We start from the raw sequence: 17,709 nt of genomic DNA, 5'->3' as shown, positions 1-17,709 counted from the left end.
GATGATGCCATCGGGTGCCCCGAAGTCGGGCTCGTGGCCGACACGCTGCGCGCCGGGCGCTGTCTATGCTGGGTGCTCTTGAAACTGACGGAGTTCGCAATGAACAGATATGGCACCCTCTTGCGCATGGCCCTCGTGGCTGGCGCCGCGACCGCGGTACTCGCGGGCTGCGGAATGATGTCGAAGTCCAACACGGCGAGCTTCAGCGGCAGCATGAATGCGGCCAGCCAGGTGCCCCCCAACATGACGCGCGGCAGCGGCCTGGCGGAGGCCTGGCTGAACAAGGACACCAATGTCCTCAAGTACAAGATCGTCTATACCGGCTTGAGCGGTCCGGCCACCGCGGCGCACTTCCACGGTCCGGCCGCCGCCGGCGACAATGCCGGCATCGTGCTGCCCTTCGCGAGTCCGGCCAGCCCGATCGAAGGCCAGGCCACGCTGACGCCGGCCCAGGCGGCCGACCTCATGGCCGGCAAGTGGTACGCCAACATCCACACGGCGGCCAATCCTGGCGGCGAAATCCGCGGGCAGATGCTGCCGAAGATGTAGCCCTGCGAGCCGCGGCGGCGGTGCGCATGGTGTCAAATTGATCCATGCCCGCCGCCAAAAAACCGAACTCGCATCCCTCCACCCCTCGCGTCGACATCACGACCGCCAAGAAAGCCCTGGTGCTCCAGGGCGGCGGCGCGCTGGGCGCCTACCAGGCCGGCGTGTACGCCGGCGTGTTCGAGAAGCACAAAGAGCTCGACTGGGTGGCCGGCGTGTCGATCGGCGCGGTCAATGCCGCGCTGATCGCCGGCAACGCGCCCGAGCTGCGCGTCGCCCGCCTGCGCGAGTTCTGGGATCTCGTCTCATCGGGCCCGGCCCAGCGCCTGCCGCCGGGCTGGGGTGACCGCGCGCTCTTCAACCAGTGGAGCGCCACCTCCGCCGCGGTATTCGGCGTGCCGGGCTTCTTCACGCCGCGCCGCAGCCCGGCGCTGCTGCTCGGCGGCGCGGCGCCGGTGCTGAGCTACTACGACACCGCGCCCTTGAAGTCCACGCTCGAGCGGCTGGTGGATTTCGACCGCCTCAACGACGACGAGATCCGCTTCAGCGTGGGCGCGGTCAACGTGCGCACCGGCAACTCGGTCTATTTCGACAACAAGAAGCAGCGCATCGGCCCCGAGCACATCATGGCCAGCGGCGCCTTGCCGCCCGGCTTCGCGCCGGTGCACATCGAGGGCGAGGACTACTGGGACGGCGGCATCGTTTCCAACACGCCCCTGCAGTACGTGCTCGACACGCATCCGCGCAGCGAGCCGTTGATGGTGCTGCAGGTCGATCTGTTCAGCGCCCGCGGCATCATGCCGCGCACGCTGGCCGAGACCCTGGAGCGGCAGAAGGACATCACCTATTCGAGCCGCACGCGCATGAACACCGACGCCATGGCCTCAAACATGAACCTGCAGCAGGCGGTGGCCGACCTGATCGCCAGGCTGCCCGCCGCGCTGCGCAAGGACGCCAGCGTCGCCGCCGTGTGCGCCCAGCTGACGCACCAGCCGATCGAGATCGTGCACCTGATCTACCGCGACAAGCCCTACGAGCTCGACTCCAAGGACTACGAGTTCTCGCGCGCCTCGGTCGACGAGCATTGGGAGTCCGGCCTGCGCGACATCTGCAACACGCTGGAGCATCCGGAATTGCTGCAGAGCGCTTCGCAGGTCAACGGCGTGACCACCTTCGACCTGGCCCAGCCCAGCGCGCCGCGCGTTCGCCATCCGATGCGGGTGCCGGCCATTCCGGCGGGTCGCTGAGGGCACTGGTCAGCTTCATTCAAGACTTCGGGCGCAGGCTGCGTCACAGGCACGCAGCTTGCACGCGCCATCCTCTCTTCACCGTTCATCCCAAGGAGATCCCATGCAACTCAAGGACAAGGTCGCTTTCATCACCGGTTCGGCCAGCGGCATCGGCAAGGAGATCGCCATCCTGTTCGCGCAGGAAGGCGCGAAGATCGTGATCGCCGACCTCAACAAGCAGGCGGCCGACGCCACCGCTGCCGAGCTCAAGGAGGCCGGCGCGCAGGCGATCGGCGTCGGCGTCGACGTCACCAGCGAAGAACAGGTCGATGCCGCCGTCGAGGAGGCCGCCAAGGCCTTCGGCGGCATCGACATCCTGATCAGCAATGCCGGCATCCAGATCGTGCATCCGGTCGAGGAGTTCAGCTTCGCCGACTGGAAGAAGATGCTGGCCATCCACCTCGACGGCGCCTTCCTCACCACCAAGGCCTGCCTCAAGCACATGTACGCGCAGGGCCGCGGCGGCAGCGTGATCTACATGGGCTCGGTGCATTCCAAGGAAGCCTCGCTGCTCAAGGCGCCCTACGTCACGGCCAAGCACGGCCTGATCGGGCTGGCCAAGACGGTCGCGAAGGAGGGGGCCAGGCACGGCGTGCGCGCCAACGTGATCTGCCCGGGCTTCGTGCGCACGCCGCTGGTCGAGAAGCAGATTCCCGAGCAGGCCAAGACGCTGGGCATCACCGAGGAGCAGGTGATCAAGAACGTGATGCTCAAGGAGACGGTGGATGGCGAGTTCACCACCATTGACGACGTGGCGCGCGTGGCGCTGATGTTCGCGGCCTTTCCGAGCAATGCGCTTACCGGGCAGTCGCTGGTCGTGAGCCACGGCTGGTTCATGCAGTGAGCTTGAGCTCCCAGGTCTCGCCGACCAGCTGCTGGCCGAAGCCTTCGTAGGGCTCGGACTTGACCAGCTTGAAGCCGCGCGCAGCGTAGATGCCGCGTGCGGCGCTCAGGCAGCTGTTGGTCCACAGCAGCATCTTCTTGTAGCCCCTGTGGCGGGCGAAGGCGATGCATTCGTCGGTGAGCCGGGCGCCCAGGCCCAGGCCGCGCGCCTGCGGCGTGAGGATCAGGAGCCGCAGCTGGGCGACGGTGGCCGATTTGCGCATCAGGAACACGGCGCCGACGCGCTCGCCGTCGAGCTCGGCGATCCAGCAGCGCTCCCATTCGGGCTGGAACTTGCGCAGGAACTGGCCTGCGATCTCGGCCACCAGCGCTTCGAATTCGCCGTTCCAGCCGTACTCGCGCGCATAGATCTCGCCATGCTGCTGCACCACCCAGCCGATGTCGCCGGGGCCCGGATCGCGCAGCACGGCGGTGCGGGGCTTGGCCGGCGCGTTGGCCGCGGGTTCGATCAGCGCCTGCACCGTGTGCATCGCATCGATCAACTGGCGTTGCTGCGGCGCCGACAGCGCCGAGAGCAGGGCGCGTGCCTCGTCGCGCGATTTCTGCTGCAGTGGCGCGAAGGCCGCATGGCCGGCCTCCGTGAGGCGCAGCAGGCTCTGGCGGGCATCCTTCGGATGCGTCTCGCGCGTGAGCCAGCCGGCGCTTTCGAAGCGGCGCAGGATGCGGCTCAGGTAGCCGCCGTCGAGCCCGAGGTCCTTGCCGATCTCGCTCGCCACCGCGCTCTCGCGGTGGGCAAGCTCGTAGAGCACGCGCACGTCGGTCAGCGACATCTCGCTGCCCAGGTAGGGGTCGAGGGCACCGATGCGGCGCGTATAGAAGCGGTTGAACTGGCGCACCGCCTTGACGGCGGCCACGTCGGAAAGAGAAGGTGTTTCGACGGACATGCTTGCTATTGTCAATTGAATAGTTGACTTGAGCAAGCATTGGCGGGGCTCGCCTTCGCGCCCCGCCAAGGCCTTTAGGGCGACAGACCCACCCCGAACCCGTAAAATCGCCGGTTGCCCGAAAACGGGCCACCGCGGCATGTCCAGCCGCCACCCCTTCCCCCGATGAACGCCCCTGTCGACGTCTCTTTCTTCCAGCGTGCTGCGAAGCCGCTGACCAGCTACCGCAAGTACTGGGCAGCCCGCTTCGGCACGGCGAAATTCCTGCCCACCTCGCGCGCGGAGATGGACGCGCTCGGCTGGGACAGCTGCGACATCGTCATCGTCACCGGAGACGCCTACGTCGACCATCCGAGCTTCGGCATGGCGGTGATCGGCCGGATGCTGGAGGCGCAGGGTTTCCGCGTCGGCATCATCGCCCAGCCCGACTGGCACAGCGCCGAGCCCTTCAAGGCGTTGGGCAAACCGAACCTGTTCTTCGGCGTGACCGCCGGCAACATGGATTCGATGATCAACCGCTACACGGCCGACCGCAAGATCCGCAGCGACGACGCCTACACGCCCGGCGACGTCGGCGGCGGCCGGCCCGACCGCGCGGCCATCGTCTATTCGCAGCGCTGCAAGGAAGCCTGGAACGAGGTGCCGATCGTGCTCGGCGGCATCGAAGGGTCGCTGCGCCGCATCGCCCATTACGACTACTGGCAGGACAAGGTGCGCCGATCCATCGTGGTGGACGCCAAGTGCGACCTGCTGCTCTACGGCAATGCCGAGCGCGCGATCGTCGAGATCGCGCACCGCCTGGCCGCGCGCGAGCCCGTGGCGCAGATCACGGACGTGCGCGGCACCGCCTTCGTGCGGCGTAATGGCGACGAGTCGGCCCGAGGCTGGTTCGAGATCGACTCGACCAGCGTCGATGAGCCTGGCCGCGTCGAAGCCCATGTGAACCCCTACCTGATGGTCTCGGAGCAGGCCAAGGCGAATGGCGCGACCTGTGCGAAGGAAGACGAGGCCGAGGCGGTGGCCGCTGCGGCGCAGGCGGCTGCCTCGGTCAACCCTGCCATCAAGCCGCTGAACTTCGTGCCCAACCCGGCCTTGCAGGGTCGCGGCAAGCTCAAGGTCCCGCCGCGCGACCGTTCGGTGATCCGCCTGCCTTCCTACGAGCAGGTGCGTGCCGACCCCGTGCTCTATGCCCACGCCAACCGCGTGTTGCACCTCGAGACCAACCCTGGCAATGCCCGGGCCCTGGTGCAGGCGCATGGCGAGGGCACGACCGCGCGCGACGTCTGGATCAACCCGCCGCCGATCCCGCTCACCACGGCAGAGATGGACCACGTGTTCGACCTGCCGTACGCGCGCAGCCCGCATCCGCGCTACGCCGACGAGCACGGCAGCCACGACGGCGCGACCAAGATCCCGGCCTGGGAAATGATCCGCTTCAGCGTGAACATCATGCGCGGCTGCTTCGGCGGCTGCACCTTCTGCTCGATCACCGAGCACGAGGGCCGCATCATCCAGAGCCGTTCGGAAGAATCGATCATCAAGGAGGTCGAGGCCATCCGCGACAGCGTGAAAGGCTTCACCGGCACCATCTCCGACCTCGGCGGGCCGACGGCCAACATGTACCGCATCGGCTGCAAGAGCCCCGAGATCGAATCGGCCTGCCGCAAGCCCAGCTGCGTGTACCCGGGCATCTGCCCGAACCTCAACACCAATCACGACCCGCTGATCAAGATCTATCGCCGCGCGCGTGCGCTGAAGGGCATCAAGAAGATCCTGATCGGTTCGGGGCTGCGCTACGACCTGGCCGTGCAGTCGCCCGAGTACGTGAAGGAACTGGTGCAGCACCATGTGGGTGGCTACCTGAAGATCGCGCCCGAGCACACCGAGCAGGGCCCGCTCACCAAGATGATGAAGCCCGGCATCGGCAGCTACGACAAGTTCAAGCAGATGTTCGAGAAGTTCAGCGCGGAGGCGGGCAAGAAGCAGTACCTGATTCCGTACTTCATCGCCGCGCATCCGGGCACCAGCGACGAGGACATGATGAACCTCGCGATCTGGCTCAAGAAGAACGGCTTTCGCGCCGACCAGGTGCAGACCTTCTATCCGTCGCCGATGGCCACCGCGACGACGATGTACCACACCAACAAGAATCCGCTGCGCAAGATCACCCGCGAGAGCGAGACGGTGGACATCGTGCGCGGCGACAAGCGCCGCCGCCTGCACAAGGCCTTTTTGCGCTACCACGATGCCAACAACTGGCCGCTGCTGCGCGAGGCGCTCAAGAAGATGGGCCGCGCCGACCTGATCGGCAACGGCAAGCACCACCTGATCCCGACCTATCAGCCGCTGACCGACGGCAGCTACCAGAGCGCGCGGCGCAAGAACTCGACCACGGTCGAGCTGAAGCCCGTGCAGCCCGTCAAGGGCCGCATCCTCACGCAGCACACCGGGCTGCCGCCGCGCGACAACGGCGCCGGGCGCGGCAAGCCGCTGCGCAAGAGCCGCTGAGCGCTGCGGCCTCTAAGCCTGTCTCTCGCGCACGCGGCGCAGGCGCGCCGGCAGCGGCTGAAAGCCGAGCCGTTGTATGGTGTCGGACATGAACAGCTTCTTGGCCGCTTCGTGTCGCTGCGTATCTCGCATGGTCCTGTGGCTCGCGCTGGGTGCCTGGGCGCTCGGCGCGCAGGCAATTACGCAAGAGGCCGGCTCGGCGCAGGCCCTGCGCGAGCTGCACCAGAAGCTGGCCGGCCAGCTCGCACGCAGCCCGCTGAAGCGGCCGATGCATCTGGAATCGGTGGAAACGGAGAACGGGCTCCAAGGCGATATCTATGCCGTCGTCGATCACCCGTTGGGCGAGGTGCGCGCCGCGCTCGGCAATGCGTCTCAGTGGTGCGAGATGCTGCTCCTGCACATCAACAACCGGCGTTGCCGCGTGGCCCGGCAGCCGGACGGCGACGTGCTCACGCTCAGCGTGGTGCGGCGCTACGACACGCCGGTGGAGCAGGCCTTCGAGCTCCCCTTCACCCATCGCACCGCCAGCACCACGCGCGACTACCTGGCGATCGATTTGTCCGCGGAAGCAGGGCCGCTCGGCACCAGCCGCTACCGCGTGATGCTCGAAGCCACGCCGCTCGGCGAGCGCCAGACCTTCCTGCACTTCGGCTACGCCTACGACCACAACATGATGGCGCGCTACGCCACCATGGCCTACCTCGCGACCTTCGGCAGCCACAAGGTGGGTTTCACCGTGGTCGGAAAGGCGCCGAACGGCCAGCCCGAATACATCCGCGGACTGCGCGGCCTGATGGAGCGCAACGCGATGCGCTACTTCCTCACCCTCGATGCCTACCTGGCCGGCCTCAAGGTGCCGGCAGCGAAGCGCTCGGAGAAGCGCTTGCATCGCTGGTTCGAAGCCATCGAGCAATATCCGGAGCAGCTGCACGAGATCGACCTCGCAACCTACCTCGCGCACAAGCACGAGGACCGGCAGCGCGACGCCGGCGCGGCGCGCTGACCAGACCCTGTTATCCGCTTAACGCAGCACCAGCACCGGCGTGTGCGAGTGCGTCAGCACGTGCAGCGTTTCGCTGCCCATCAGCAGGCGCTTGATGCCACGCCGTCCGTGCGATGCCATGACGATCAGATCGCAGCGGTAGTTGCGGGCGGCTTCGATGATGGCTTCCGAGACGAGCTCGGACTTCATGACGACCGCCTTGGTGCTCTCGACGCCCTTGGCCAGCGCCTTTTCCTTCACCTTATCGACCACGCGCTGCGCTTCGGCATCGGCTTGTTCCTGCAGGCGCGTGACTTCCATCTGGTTCAAGAGCAGCGAGCCCTCGAAATAGCCGGTGGGGTAGTGGTGCACCACCTTGACGGCAACCAGTTCGGCTTTCATCAGGATGGCCAGGTCGATCGCGCTGGTCACGGCTTGTTCCGAGAGCTCGGAACCGTCGGTGGCGACGAGTATGCGTTCATACATGGCGGTCTCCCGGGCGGGAGGGGCCCCGCCCCTGCTTGCAGGTTAATGCGCGGACCGGTGCCGAGCAAGGCATCCGGCGCGTTCTAGGCGGGCCAGCCTAGCGTTTCACCGCAGCGTCACAAAGCTTCGCCTTGATCCCCGGGGCTCGCGCACGGTGCGCGGGTCGAACCAGCAGGAACAAGAATGAACAAGCGATCGAGGATGGGGTGGCTGGCAGCGATGACTGCCGGCGTGGTGGCGACGGCATGCGGCGGCGGGGGAGGCGGGGGCGGGGGCGGTTTCGCGCCGTCGTCGGGCGGTGGAGATGCACCGCCTGCAGCCAAGAGCGTCACCGGCGTGTTCCTCGATTCCGCCGTCGAAGGCCTGGACTTCGTGGCGGGCTCGTCCGCCAAGGCAGTCACCTCCGCCAAGGGCGAATTCGTCTGCAAGGAAGGCGAGACGGTGCGCTTCAGCCTGGGTGCGCTCGTGCTCGGCAGCGCGCGACCTGCGGTGCCGCGATCACCCAGCTCACGCTGGCCAATCTGCAAGCCACCGCGGCCGGCGTGAAGGCCGACAAGGTGGTCAATCGCCTGTTCGCGCTGCAGAGCTTCGACGAGGACGGCGACCCCTCCAACGGCATCAAGATCACCGATGCGCTGAAGGCGGCGCTCACGGCCGGCTTGCTCGATTTCGACGCCGAGGCCAGCGCCTTCGACGCCAAGCTCGGCACGCTGCTCGCAGCTCTGCCCAGCCCGTACAGCACGCGCGTGATCGATGCCGGCCGCCGCCTGCTGGCGCGCGAACACTTCGAGAACACGCTGGCCGCCAACCTGGGCACGCCGGTGACCGAAGCTTCGACACAGACCAACGCGCTCGGCAGCATCGCGGTGAACGTCACGCGCCATCAGCTGCAGGCCGACAAGAAGTTCTACGTGCCCTACGAAGGCAGCAACGAGAAGACCCGCGCCGAGTTCGCGGACGGCTTCCTGCCGGCCTACGGTTCGGGCCTGGCCTTCAAGGGCACGGCGGCCGACGGCGCACTGGAGTTCTACGCCATCACCGACCGCGGCCCCAACGGCGACGGCCCGACGGCGCCCGTGCCCGGCGGCGGCGGCGCCACCAACATCAGCAAGGTGTTCCCGGCGCCGTCCTTTGCGCCGAGCTTCGGCGTGGTCACCGTCGGCAAGAACGGCGCGGTGCTGCAGTCGAGCACGCCGCTCAGGCTCGATGCCGCGCGCAAGCTCACCGGCCTGCCGCCGCAGTCGGGCGTGGGCTCCACCGGCGAGACGCCGCTGACCGAGAACTACGTGTTCGACGCCGCCAAGGCCGGCTTCGACGCCAACGGCCTCGACCCGGAGACGATGGTGCTCGACAAGGCCCGCAACGTGCTGTGGACCAGCGACGAGTACGGCCCCTTCATCGCGCGCATCAACATCGCCAGCGGCGTGGTCGAGAAGAAGTACGGCCCCGGTGCAGGCGCAGCGGATCTGCCCGCGGTGCTCTCGCAGCGGCGGCCCAACCGCGGCATGGAAGGCCTTGCGCTGGAGGCGGCCGGCGGCAAGCTGCACGGCTTCCTGCAAAGCCCCATCGATCCAAAGGACGGTGCCGGCAAGTCCATCAAGGCCAAGCCGCCGGGCGGCACCAACACCGACGTGCGCCACATCGCCAAGTTCGCGCGCTGGCTCGAGTTCGACCCGGCCACCGAGACCTCGAAGATGTACGCCTACCCGATCGACGGCAGCCAGTACGACAAGGATCGCACCGGCAACGCCAAGCTCGGCGACATGGTGAGCCTGGGCGGCGGCCGTTTCGTCGTGATCGAGCAGGGTGCGCGCAAGAGCGATGCCAAGGTGTTCAACAAGCTGATGCTGGTCGAGATTCCGGCCAACGCGGCCGACATCGCGGCGTTGGACCACAACCTCGAGATCAGCAGCATCACGCAGGCCGTGTCCGGCGCTGCCGACTGGTCCACCGTGGTCCCGATGAAGAAGACCGAGCTGCTCGACCTCAACGCGCTTGGCTGGCTGGCCGAGAAGGCCGAGGGCCTGACGCTGGTGGACGAGAACACGCTGGCGCTGGTGAACGACAACGACTTCGGCCTCGGCACCATGCTCCTGGACGCCAGCGGCCAGCGCGTGGCTGGCAGCATGGAAGACTGCACCGTGGACGCCGCCGGCGCGATCGTCAGCGGCTGCCCGGCGGGCGCGGTCGGTGCGCGCATCATGCGCGGCAGCGAGCTGGAGCGGCCGACGCGCATCTGGCTGCTGCGCTTCGAGCGCAAGCTCGGCGAGCTGCGGCCTCCGGCGCCCTGAAGCCCGGGCCTCGCGAAATTTAAGGTTTCGTGAGGGATTGCTTAAGCAATTCTTAGCGGCGCCGCGGGCCTCGGATTCCTAGACTTCTTTTCCAGCAGGCCGGTGCATGGTGCACCGGCCGCTCACCGAAAAGAAGGACACCCCATGAACATCGATCAGCGCGAGATGCGCAACGTCGCCCAGGCGGCCATGCCCCGCGTCGACCTCTACGCCGGCATCCACAAGGCGCTGCGCGCGCTGATGGCCGACACCCTGCTGGCCGTCGGGCGGATGGACAGCGACGATGCACTCGAACTGGCGCAGGTTGCGCAGCGCGTGATGCAGCTGCTCGACTTCTGCCGCTCGCACCTGCGGCACGAGAACGAGTTCGTGCATGCTGCCATGGAGGCTCGCGCACCCGGCGCCAGCGGCCAGATCGCCCACGAGCATGCCCAGCACGAGGAAGAGATCGCGGTGCTCGCGAACCAGACCGCCGCGCTGCTGCATGACAGCGCGGCGAACCGGGCGGCCGGCGCGCTCGCGCTGTACCGGGCGCTCTCGCTCTTCGTCGCCCACAACTTCGAGCACATGCACGTGGAGGAAACGGCGCACAACGCGGTGCTGTGGGCGCGCTACACCGATGCCGAGCTGATCGAGATCCACAACGCGCTGGTCGCATCGATCCCGCCCGATGAGATGATGTTCGTGCTGCGCTGGCTGGTGCCTTTCATGAACCCCGCCGAGCGTGCCACCATGCTGGCCGACATGCGCGCGCATGCGCCGGCGCCGGCCTTCGCGGCTGCACTCGACGTGGTGCGCCCGCACCTGAGCGAACGCGAATGGGCCAAGCTCGGCGCGAGCCTGGGCCTGCCTGCCGCCTAAGCAGGGATCTCTTCGAGCGCGACCGGCCGGTCCACGCGCAGGCGAAAGCGGCCGCGCCCGGTCTTCTCGATGCGGATGTGCGGGCAGTTCTCGACCAGGCGGCGCTGCAGCAGGACCAGGCGCGCCTCGAGGTTGTCCGAAAGGTCGGGCAGCCGGATGGCCGGGTCGAGCCGCAACTCGCGGTTGGTGAACTCCGAGCGGCCCTGCTGCGCGTGCTCGCGCAGCAGCTTGCCGAGGATGGCTCCGGCCACGCCCTTGATCAGGTAGCGCTCGCCGATGAAGACGCTGTTGTTGGCGAGGTAGTGCCGCACCGGGAAGGGCGGGCCGCTGGCCGAGGGCGCAGCCGCCGCCACGGGCTCCTCGGGCGCCGCGGGCTCGGCCACGGTGTGCAGCAGATCGAGCGCCGCGCCGAGGTGGCCCGCGATGGCGACCAGCGCATCCTCGTCCTCGAAGCCGAAGCGCATGTCGAGCGGGCTCTCGACGAACAGCACGCCGAGCAGCCGGCCGGTCGAGAGGATGGGCACGGCCAGCTGGCTGTGCGGCTCGGCCAGGCCCGGGAAGGGGATCTCGGTGTCGAGCGCGAGGCCAGGTTCGCTCTCGCGCATGCTGCTGCGCACGGCGTGGCTGTAGGCGGCCGCGTTCGTCATGTGGCCGATGCGCACCGGCGTGCGTTCGCGCGCGGCCACGCCGATGACGCCATGGCCCATCTCGATCTCGGAGCCGACGCCGGAGGTCGCGTAGCCGCAGCTCGCCACGGCATAGAGGCGCTGCGTCGCCGCGTCGAGCATCAGCACCATCGCGTGCCGGATGTCCAGGTGGTCGTTGAGCGCGGCCAGCGCGGCCTGCAGCAGCTCGTCGGTCGCGCTGCAGGCGGCCAGGCCTTCGGCCGCGCGCCGCACGCCGGCGAGCGGGCCCGGGCGCGGCGCTGCCGGCAGGCATTCGCCTTCCAGGCGCTCGACGGCCTCGACCTCGTAGATGTCGGAACCGAGCAGCCGGAACACGCCGGCCATGCCCGAGTGCGAGGCGATGCCCGCGAGCTGCGCCTTCATGCCCTCGAACAGCGGGCCCCCGGTTTCGGTGCGCAGGTAGCGCATCTGCAGTCGGTAGAAGCCGGCCGTGACCGGATCCATCACCAGCACGCTGCCGTGCGGATTGGCCAGGATGTTCCGGCGCGTCTTGTTGAAGAACTGGAAGGACAGCGCGACATGGCGCTCGTCCACGTAGTAGACCTGCGAGATGTAGGCCACGTTGGGGGTGCCGTCCTCGGCGCAGGTCGCCATCATGGCCGGGATCGCGCCCTCGAAGCAGGCGCGGATTGCGGGCAGCGAGGGCGCGATGCCTGCGGTCATGGCGCGGCGGACGAAGCGGGCAGGGCGCTGCCTGCGCGCGGGCCGGGCGTCTGGTCGAAGGCCTCGGTGGGGCAGAAACTCACGGCGACCACGTCGCCGAGTTCGCAGGCGAGCATCGCGCGCACGAAGACGGCGCCGTAGCCCACGCAGCCCACTTCGTGTTCCATCGAGGCCAGGTAGCGGCGCAGCACCGGCAGGTCGCTGTCGTCGGCAGCGCGAAGCCGCACCGCCTTGGCCTTGACTTGCACGGTGCGGTGACTCAGCGGCTCGCTGAACACCACGGCCACATGGCCGGTGGCAGCCAGGTCCTGCAGCAGCTGGCGCGATTGGGTGCGCGCGAGGTACACGGTGATCTCCGAGCCCTCGGCCGAGATGCCGGTGCCGACGGCGCGCATCAGGCTCGGGCGAAGCGCAGCGTCGCGCGAAGCCACGATGGCGGACACGCCCTTGCCGATCATCGCGATGCGATCGGGGCTCAGCAGCAGCGGTGGAGGGGCGGCGGTCATGAAAGGAGCTGGAGCGGGAAGAGGGGCATTGTGGTTCAAAGCGGCGCTTCGCCGCATGATTTGCGCGCGGGCATCGCTTTTGCTTGGAAGCGCCATGACCCTCACCACCTGCTCCACGCGCCGCGGCGCGCTTCAACTGCTGGCCGCCGGCGCCGCCTCGCTGGCGCTGCCGGCCTTTGCCCAGTGGCCCGACAAGCCGATCAAGATCATCGTGACCTTCCCGCCCGGCGGGTCGAGCGACATCCTGGCGCGCGTCATGGCCGAGCAGCTCGGCAAGAAGCTGGGCCAGCCCGTCGTGGTGGACAACAAGCCCGGCGCCGGCGGCACCATCGGCGGCGCGCTGGTGGCCGCGGCGCCGGCCGACGGCTACACCTTCATGCTCTCGAACACGACGCCGATCGCGCTCGGGCCCTTCACGCTGGAGAAGCAGCCCTACGATCCGCTGCAGGCCTTCACGCACGTCGCCTACCTGGGCTCGGCGCCGCTGGCGATCATGGCGAGCAAGCCCTCGGGCATCGCGAGCTATGCCGAGCTCGACGCGCGAGCGCGCAAGGATGGGCGGCTGGATTTCGGCTCGGGCGGTCCCGGATCGATCGGCCATATCCACGGCGAGCTGATCCGCAAGACGACAGGCGCCAACCTGGTGCACGTGCCCTACCGCGGCGGCGCGCCGATGACCACCGACCTGATCGCCAACGTGATCCCGGTCGGCATCGACGTCATCACCGCCTATGTGCCCTTCTTCAAGAGCGGCCAGCTGGTGCCGCTGGCAGTGACCGGCAGTGCGCGCTCGCCGCTCATGCCCGAGGTGCCGACGGTGGTGGAACTCGGCCAGCCCAAGCTGGTGCTCGAGAACTTCTTCGGGCTCAGCGGGCCGGCGAAGCTGCCCGCGGACATGGTCGCCAGGCTCAACACCGCCTGCAACGAGGTGCTGGTGATGCCCGAGGTGCAGAAGAAGCTCGTCGAGCTGGGCATCGGCGGCAAGCCCGAGAGCACGGCGCGCTTCGAGAGCTTCGTGAAGGAGCAGGTGGGCGTGCTCGGCCCGACGGTGAAAGGCGCGGGCATCAAGCTCTGAACAAGGGCCCTAGTCGGCCAGCGTGAGCAGCGGCACGTCGCGCTCGCCCGCCATCGCCTCCAGCTCGGCGCGCGTTCGCGTGCGCAGCCAGGCCGCGAGCGCTTCGCGGGTGCCTGGCGCCAGCATGTCGCGCGAGGCCACGCCGGCGGCTTCGCACAGGCGCGCGGCGAAATGCGGCTCCAGCGCAGCCACCGCCACGCGCCCATCGGCGCAGGGGTAGACGCGGTAGCCCGCATGCGCGCCGCCGACCGCGCCGGTGGGCCGGGTCAGGCCCCAGGTGCGCGGCAGCGCGAGCCAGTCGGCCGCGGCATTGAGCGCGACTTCGAGGTACGCGCCCGTCCCCGGCGCGGCGCGGGTATGGAGCAGGGCCTTCAGCACCGCCTCGCTCGCGAGCACGGCACCGCCCATGTCGGCATAGAGCGTGGGCGGCAGCTCGGTGCCGGTGACGAGGCCGCTTTCGGCCAGGTAGGTGAGGTCGTGGCCCGGCTCCTCGGCGCGCGCGCCGGGTGCGCCGACGATCGCCACCTGCGAGAGCGCCGGATGGCGCGCATGCAGCGCCGCCCAGCCCAGGCCCAGCTTGTCGAGGGCCGAAGGTCGAAACGAAGTCAGCAGCACATCGGTTTCTTCGAGCGTGCGATGCAGCTCTTCCTGGCCGGCCTCCGTCTTGAGGTCGGCAGTCCGGACGTCGACGCCCTCGTGCAGCGCGGCGTAGGCGGCCTTGTTGTAGTGGCCCATCGGGTCGCCCGTCGGCGGCTCGAACTTCACGCAGCTCGCGCCCATGGCACGGCAGCGCAGCAGCGCGGCGGGGCCCGGGAGGTTGAGCGCGAGGCTCAGCACGCGCACGCCGGCGAGCGGTGCGAAGGCGGGGGCAGGGGAAGTCGGCATGCTGGGTGTCCTCGGCGGGTGTCACCTTGGGAGCTTACCGGCTCGGGCCGGCCGCTCTACGATGCGGCTTGCACAGCCCTCAAACCCAAGACAAGGAGACCCACATGTACCAATCCGATCTCATGGCCGGCCGGCGCATTCTCGTGACCGGCGGCGGCACCGGCCTCGGCCGGGCGATGGCCGAGCGCTTCCTGGGCCTGGGCGCCGACGTTGCGATCTGCGGCCGGCGTCAGGCGGTGGTCGAGGAGACGGCGGCCGAATGGCGCACCCAGTTTCCGGGACGGCGCATCGATGCCTTCGGCGTCGACATTCGCAACGCGCAGAGCGTGGAAGAGATGGTCGAAGCCCTCTGGCAATCTGGCGGGCTGACCGGGCTCATCAACAACGCGGCCGGCAACTTCGTCGCGCCGACCGAGAGCCTGTCGCCGCGCGCCTTCGACGCGGTGGCCAACATCGTCTTCCATGGCAGCTTCTACGTCACGCAGGCGGTGGGCAAGCGCTGGATCGCCGAGGCCAAGGCAGGGCAGTGGAAGGCGGGCGACCCGTACCGCAGCGTCATGAGCATCATCGTGACCTGGGTCGACAACGGCAGCCCCTACGTCGTGCCTTCGGCGATGAGCAAGGCCGGCGTGGAGGTGATGACCAAGTCGCTCGCGATCGAATGGGCGCGCCACGGCATCCGGCTCAATGCCGTCGGACCGGGCGAGATCCCCACCGAGGGCATGAGCAAGCGCCTGAACCCGGGCGAGGAGCCCGGCGCGCGCAGCAAGGCCAACAACCCGATGGCGCGCACCGGCAAGATGAGCGAGCTGCAGAACCTCGCGGCCTTCCTGATGGCGCCGGGCCAGTGCGACTGGCTCACCGGCCAAAGCATCATGATGGACGGCGGCAACGCGCTGGCGACCGGCGGCAACTTCTACGAGCTGCGGCAGTGGAGCGATGCCGACTGGCAGGAGGCGCGCGAGCGCATCGAGGCGCAGAACCAGAAGGACAAGGCGCAAAGATAAGGCCCCCCGGCTTTTCACTCCGCTTCGCTGCGTGTAACTCCACCCCCCCGGGGGGGAGGCCCGGCCGCCTTGGGGCGGCCCGGCGGCGGCCGGATCAGTCCTTGGCGATGTCGGCCCCGCGTTCGGCCAGCAACTCGCGCAAGAATGAGCGGTGGCAATGCGCTTCGTCTTCGCAATAGCAGCCGATCGAGAACGCGCTCTGGTGCGACAGCGCGGCCAGCAGGTCGAGGCTGCGGCTGGCGTCGGCCTCGGCCATCTCGCTCTTGAACTTGCGGCCGAAGGCCGCCCACTGAGCCGGCGTTTCGGCGGCCTGAGCGATCTTCATGGTCTCGACCGAGGGCGCGAGATTCGGGTACCAGACGTCGTACCAGTTCTGCGAGGCGAACTCGGTCTTCGGCACGCCGCGCGGCGGGCGGCGCACGGTGCCGATGCGCAGGCCCTCGCCGGGTGCGCGTTCGGAGCCGAGGCGAACGATGCGGATGGCCATGGGCATTCCTCCTGGATGGACTGTACTGTTGGCTGCGCGACAGGCGCCATCATCGCCGGGCGCCGATACTTGCGTCGATCCAACCCGGAGACATCCAATGAACGACCGCATCGAATCGATCCGCCACGCCGATGGCGTGGTCGAACTCCAGCTCTCGCGCGCCGACAAGATGAACGCACTGGACCCCGCGATGTTCGATGCGCTGATCGATGCCGGCACGCGGCTTAGCGACGACACGCGCGTGCGCGCGGTGGTCCTTGCAGGCCGCGGCAAGGCCTTCTGCGCCGGGCTCGACATGCAGTCCTTCGAGCGCATGGGGCAGGGCGGCGCGAGCGGTGTCATCGGGTCAGGCGCCGCTGCGGACCTGCTCGCGCGCACGCACGGCATCGCCAACGCCGCGCAGCAGGTGGCGATGGTCTGGCGCGAAGTGCCGGTGCCGGTGATCGCCGCGGTGCACGGCGTGGCCTTCGGTGGCGGCCTTCAGGTCGCGCTGGGTGCCGATGTGCGGCTCGTCGCGCCCGACACCAAGCTGTCCGTGATGGAGATCAAGTGGGGCCTGGTGCCCGACATGGGTGGCATGGTGCTGATGCGCGAGCTGGCGCGGACCGACGTGGTGCGCGAGCTCACCTTCACCGGCCGCATCTTCTCGGGCGAGGAGGCGGTGGCGCTCGGCTTCGCGACGCGGGTGTCGGCCGATCCGCTGGCCGATGCCTTGCAGATGGCGCACGAGATCGCGCAGAAGAGTCCCGACGCGATCCGCGCCGGCAAGCGGCTCCTGAACGCGGCAATGGCGCACAGCGCCGCCGACCTGCTGCTGGCCGAATCGGTCGAGCAGAAGGCGCTGGTCGGCAGCGCCAACCAGACCGAGGCCGTGCGTGCCAACATCGAGCGGCGAGCGCCGCGCTTCGTGCCCGCGCCCTGAGCGGCTGCGTCAGAAGCCGTGGAAGCGCAGCCACTCGTCGGCGGGCGCCCGGTCGCTGACAAGCGCGTTCACCGGATGCTCGGGATCGCGGTGGCCGATGGACATGCCGCAGAACAGCATGCGTTCGGGCGGCAGTCGCAGCACGCTCGCGACCGTGTCCGGGTAGATGGCCCAGCACTCCTGGGGGCAGCTGTCGAGCCCTTCGCCGCGCAGCAGCAGCATGACGGTTTGCAGGTACATGCCGAGGTCCGACCATTGCGGCGGGCCCATCGAGCGATCGACCGAGCAGAACAGCGCGAGCGGCGCGCCGAAGAATCCGTAGTTGTTGGCAAACCAGCGCCGCCGCGCCGCCTTGTCCTCGCGCGGAATGCCGAGGCGCGCGTACATCGCCTCGCCGACCTGGAAGCGCCGCTCGCGCCAGGGCGAGCTCAGCTCTCTGGGATAGATGTCGTAAGCGGCGGGCTCCGTTTCGCCGGCAGCGAGCCGCGCCTGCATGCGCTGCCTGAGTTCGGCCAGCGCGTCCCCCGCGAGCACGTCGATGTGCCAGGGCTGCAGGTTGCCGCCGGAAGGCGCGCGAGCGGCGGCCGTCAGCACGCGGCGGATCGTCTCGCCGTCGACCGGCGTCGACAGAAAAGCCCGGATGGAATGGCGGCTCGCAACAGCTTCTTGAACGTGCATGGGATCGGCCCGCAGAAAAAATGGGCCAAGCCTATACGCTCCGCGTCGTC

General features: G+C 68.6%; 18 protein-coding genes. 11 read left to right on the top strand and 7 right to left on the bottom strand.

The genetic code is table 11. The annotated features are described in order from the left end of the window. The first annotated feature begins 99 nt into the window (after positions 1-99). The 3 genes from ACSQ9A_RS16820 (at position 100) to ACSQ9A_RS16810 (ending at position 2,679) form a co-directional block, all read left to right on the top strand. Positions 100-549: a CHRD domain-containing protein gene (locus ACSQ9A_RS16820; protein WP_436304460.1), complete on the top strand. Its 450-nt coding sequence runs from the start codon at positions 100-102 to the stop codon at positions 547-549. 44 nt (positions 550-593) lie between these two features. Beyond that, entirely contained in the window at positions 594-1,793 is a 1,200-nt protein-coding gene (locus ACSQ9A_RS16815) for a patatin-like phospholipase family protein (protein WP_436304459.1), read from the top strand. Between the two features lie 103 nt (positions 1,794-1,896). After that, positions 1,897-2,679: a 3-hydroxybutyrate dehydrogenase gene (locus tag ACSQ9A_RS16810; protein ID WP_436304458.1), complete on the top strand. Its 783-nt coding sequence runs from the start codon at positions 1,897-1,899 to the stop codon at positions 2,677-2,679. Here ACSQ9A_RS16810 and ACSQ9A_RS16805 read toward each other — a convergent pair. Then, positions 2,669-3,622, bottom strand: coding sequence for a bifunctional helix-turn-helix transcriptional regulator/GNAT family N-acetyltransferase (locus ACSQ9A_RS16805; protein WP_436304457.1), 954 nt, complete (start codon positions 3,620-3,622; stop codon positions 2,669-2,671). The two genes, ACSQ9A_RS16810 and ACSQ9A_RS16805, sit on opposite strands and share 11 nt — an antisense overlap. 165 nt (positions 3,623-3,787) lie before the next feature. Here ACSQ9A_RS16805 and ACSQ9A_RS16800 point away from each other — a divergent pair, with 165 nt between their 5' ends. Beyond that, positions 3,788-6,130, top strand: a complete 2,343-nt coding sequence (locus ACSQ9A_RS16800) for a YgiQ family radical SAM protein (RefSeq protein ID WP_436304456.1) — start codon at positions 3,788-3,790, stop codon at positions 6,128-6,130. Between the two features lie 88 nt (positions 6,131-6,218). Continuing rightward, entirely contained in the window at positions 6,219-7,133 is a 915-nt protein-coding gene (locus ACSQ9A_RS16795) for a hypothetical protein (RefSeq protein ID WP_436304455.1), read from the top strand. 18 nt (positions 7,134-7,151) lie between these two features. Here the strand turns inward: ACSQ9A_RS16795 and ACSQ9A_RS16790 are convergent, their stop codons facing one another. Next, a complete protein-coding gene (locus ACSQ9A_RS16790) occupies positions 7,152-7,598 on the bottom strand; it encodes a universal stress protein (RefSeq protein ID WP_436304454.1) in 447 nt (148 codons plus the stop codon). 183 nt (positions 7,599-7,781) lie between these two features. On the opposite strand from ACSQ9A_RS16790, the gene ACSQ9A_RS16785 reads away from it, so the two are divergent. The 3 genes from ACSQ9A_RS16785 to ACSQ9A_RS16775 all read left to right on the top strand — a co-directional run bounded on the left by ACSQ9A_RS16785 (position 7,782) and on the right by ACSQ9A_RS16775 (position 10,750). Then, the gene (locus tag ACSQ9A_RS16785) at positions 7,782-8,144 is read left to right on the top strand and encodes a hypothetical protein (protein ID WP_436304453.1); all 363 of its coding nucleotides are present in this window, start codon (positions 7,782-7,784) and stop codon (positions 8,142-8,144) included. Further along, on the top strand, positions 8,141-9,889 hold the full coding sequence (locus ACSQ9A_RS16780; RefSeq protein WP_436304452.1) for an esterase-like activity of phytase family protein: 1,749 nt from the start codon (positions 8,141-8,143) through the stop codon (positions 9,887-9,889). Before ACSQ9A_RS16785 ends, ACSQ9A_RS16780 begins: the two co-directional genes overlap by 4 nt. Before the next feature lie 144 nt (positions 9,890-10,033). Beyond that, on the top strand, positions 10,034-10,750 hold the full coding sequence (locus tag ACSQ9A_RS16775; protein ID WP_436304451.1) for a hemerythrin domain-containing protein: 717 nt from the start codon (positions 10,034-10,036) through the stop codon (positions 10,748-10,750). Here ACSQ9A_RS16775 and ACSQ9A_RS16770 read toward each other — a convergent pair. Continuing rightward, positions 10,747-12,099 carry a GAF domain-containing protein gene (locus tag ACSQ9A_RS16770; RefSeq protein WP_436304450.1) on the bottom strand — a complete coding sequence of 451 codons (1,353 nt, stop codon included), beginning with the start codon at positions 12,097-12,099 and terminating at the stop codon, positions 10,747-10,749. The two genes, ACSQ9A_RS16775 and ACSQ9A_RS16770, sit on opposite strands and share 4 nt — an antisense overlap. Beyond that, on the bottom strand, positions 12,096-12,605 hold the full coding sequence (locus ACSQ9A_RS16765; RefSeq protein WP_436292771.1) for a hypothetical protein: 510 nt from the start codon (positions 12,603-12,605) through the stop codon (positions 12,096-12,098). The genes ACSQ9A_RS16770 and ACSQ9A_RS16765 overlap by 4 nt, the downstream gene beginning before the upstream one ends. Before the next feature lie 94 nt (positions 12,606-12,699). Between ACSQ9A_RS16765 and ACSQ9A_RS16760 the strand changes: the two genes are divergently transcribed. Further along, the gene (locus ACSQ9A_RS16760; protein ID WP_436304449.1) at positions 12,700-13,680 is read left to right on the top strand and encodes a Bug family tripartite tricarboxylate transporter substrate binding protein; all 981 of its coding nucleotides are present in this window, start codon (positions 12,700-12,702) and stop codon (positions 13,678-13,680) included. A 9-nt stretch (positions 13,681-13,689) separates the two neighbouring features. Here ACSQ9A_RS16760 and ACSQ9A_RS16755 read toward each other — a convergent pair whose 3' ends face one another. Continuing rightward, the gene (locus tag ACSQ9A_RS16755) at positions 13,690-14,565 is read right to left on the bottom strand and encodes a CoA transferase (RefSeq protein ID WP_436304448.1); all 876 of its coding nucleotides are present in this window, start codon (positions 14,563-14,565) and stop codon (positions 13,690-13,692) included. A gap of 104 nt (positions 14,566-14,669) precedes the next feature. Here ACSQ9A_RS16755 and ACSQ9A_RS16750 point away from each other — a divergent pair, with 104 nt between their 5' ends. Further along, positions 14,670-15,572 carry an SDR family oxidoreductase gene (locus ACSQ9A_RS16750; protein WP_093108013.1) on the top strand — a complete coding sequence of 301 codons (903 nt, stop codon included), beginning with the start codon at positions 14,670-14,672 and terminating at the stop codon, positions 15,570-15,572. A 94-nt stretch (positions 15,573-15,666) separates the two neighbouring features. On the opposite strand, the gene ACSQ9A_RS16745 is transcribed toward ACSQ9A_RS16750, so the two are convergent. Further along, a complete protein-coding gene (locus tag ACSQ9A_RS16745; RefSeq protein ID WP_436304447.1) occupies positions 15,667-16,059 on the bottom strand; it encodes a DUF488 domain-containing protein in 393 nt (130 codons plus the stop codon). Positions 16,060-16,156: 97 nt separating this feature from the next. On the opposite strand from ACSQ9A_RS16745, the gene ACSQ9A_RS16740 reads away from it, so the two are divergent. Continuing rightward, entirely contained in the window at positions 16,157-16,981 is an 825-nt protein-coding gene (locus tag ACSQ9A_RS16740; RefSeq protein WP_436304446.1) for a crotonase/enoyl-CoA hydratase family protein, read from the top strand. Positions 16,982-16,990: 9 nt separating this feature from the next. Here the strand turns inward: ACSQ9A_RS16740 and ACSQ9A_RS16735 are convergent, their stop codons facing one another. Then, positions 16,991-17,659, bottom strand: a complete 669-nt coding sequence (locus ACSQ9A_RS16735) for a nitroreductase (RefSeq protein ID WP_436304445.1) — start codon at positions 17,657-17,659, stop codon at positions 16,991-16,993. Positions 17,660-17,709 lie beyond the last annotated feature (50 nt).

The organism is Variovorax sp. LjRoot290, assembly GCF_964253985.1.
Lineage (GTDB): Bacteria > Pseudomonadota > Gammaproteobacteria > Burkholderiales > Burkholderiaceae_C > Variovorax.
Note: the sequence above shows the minus strand (reverse complement) of the source record. Positions and strands in the feature narration are given on the sequence as shown.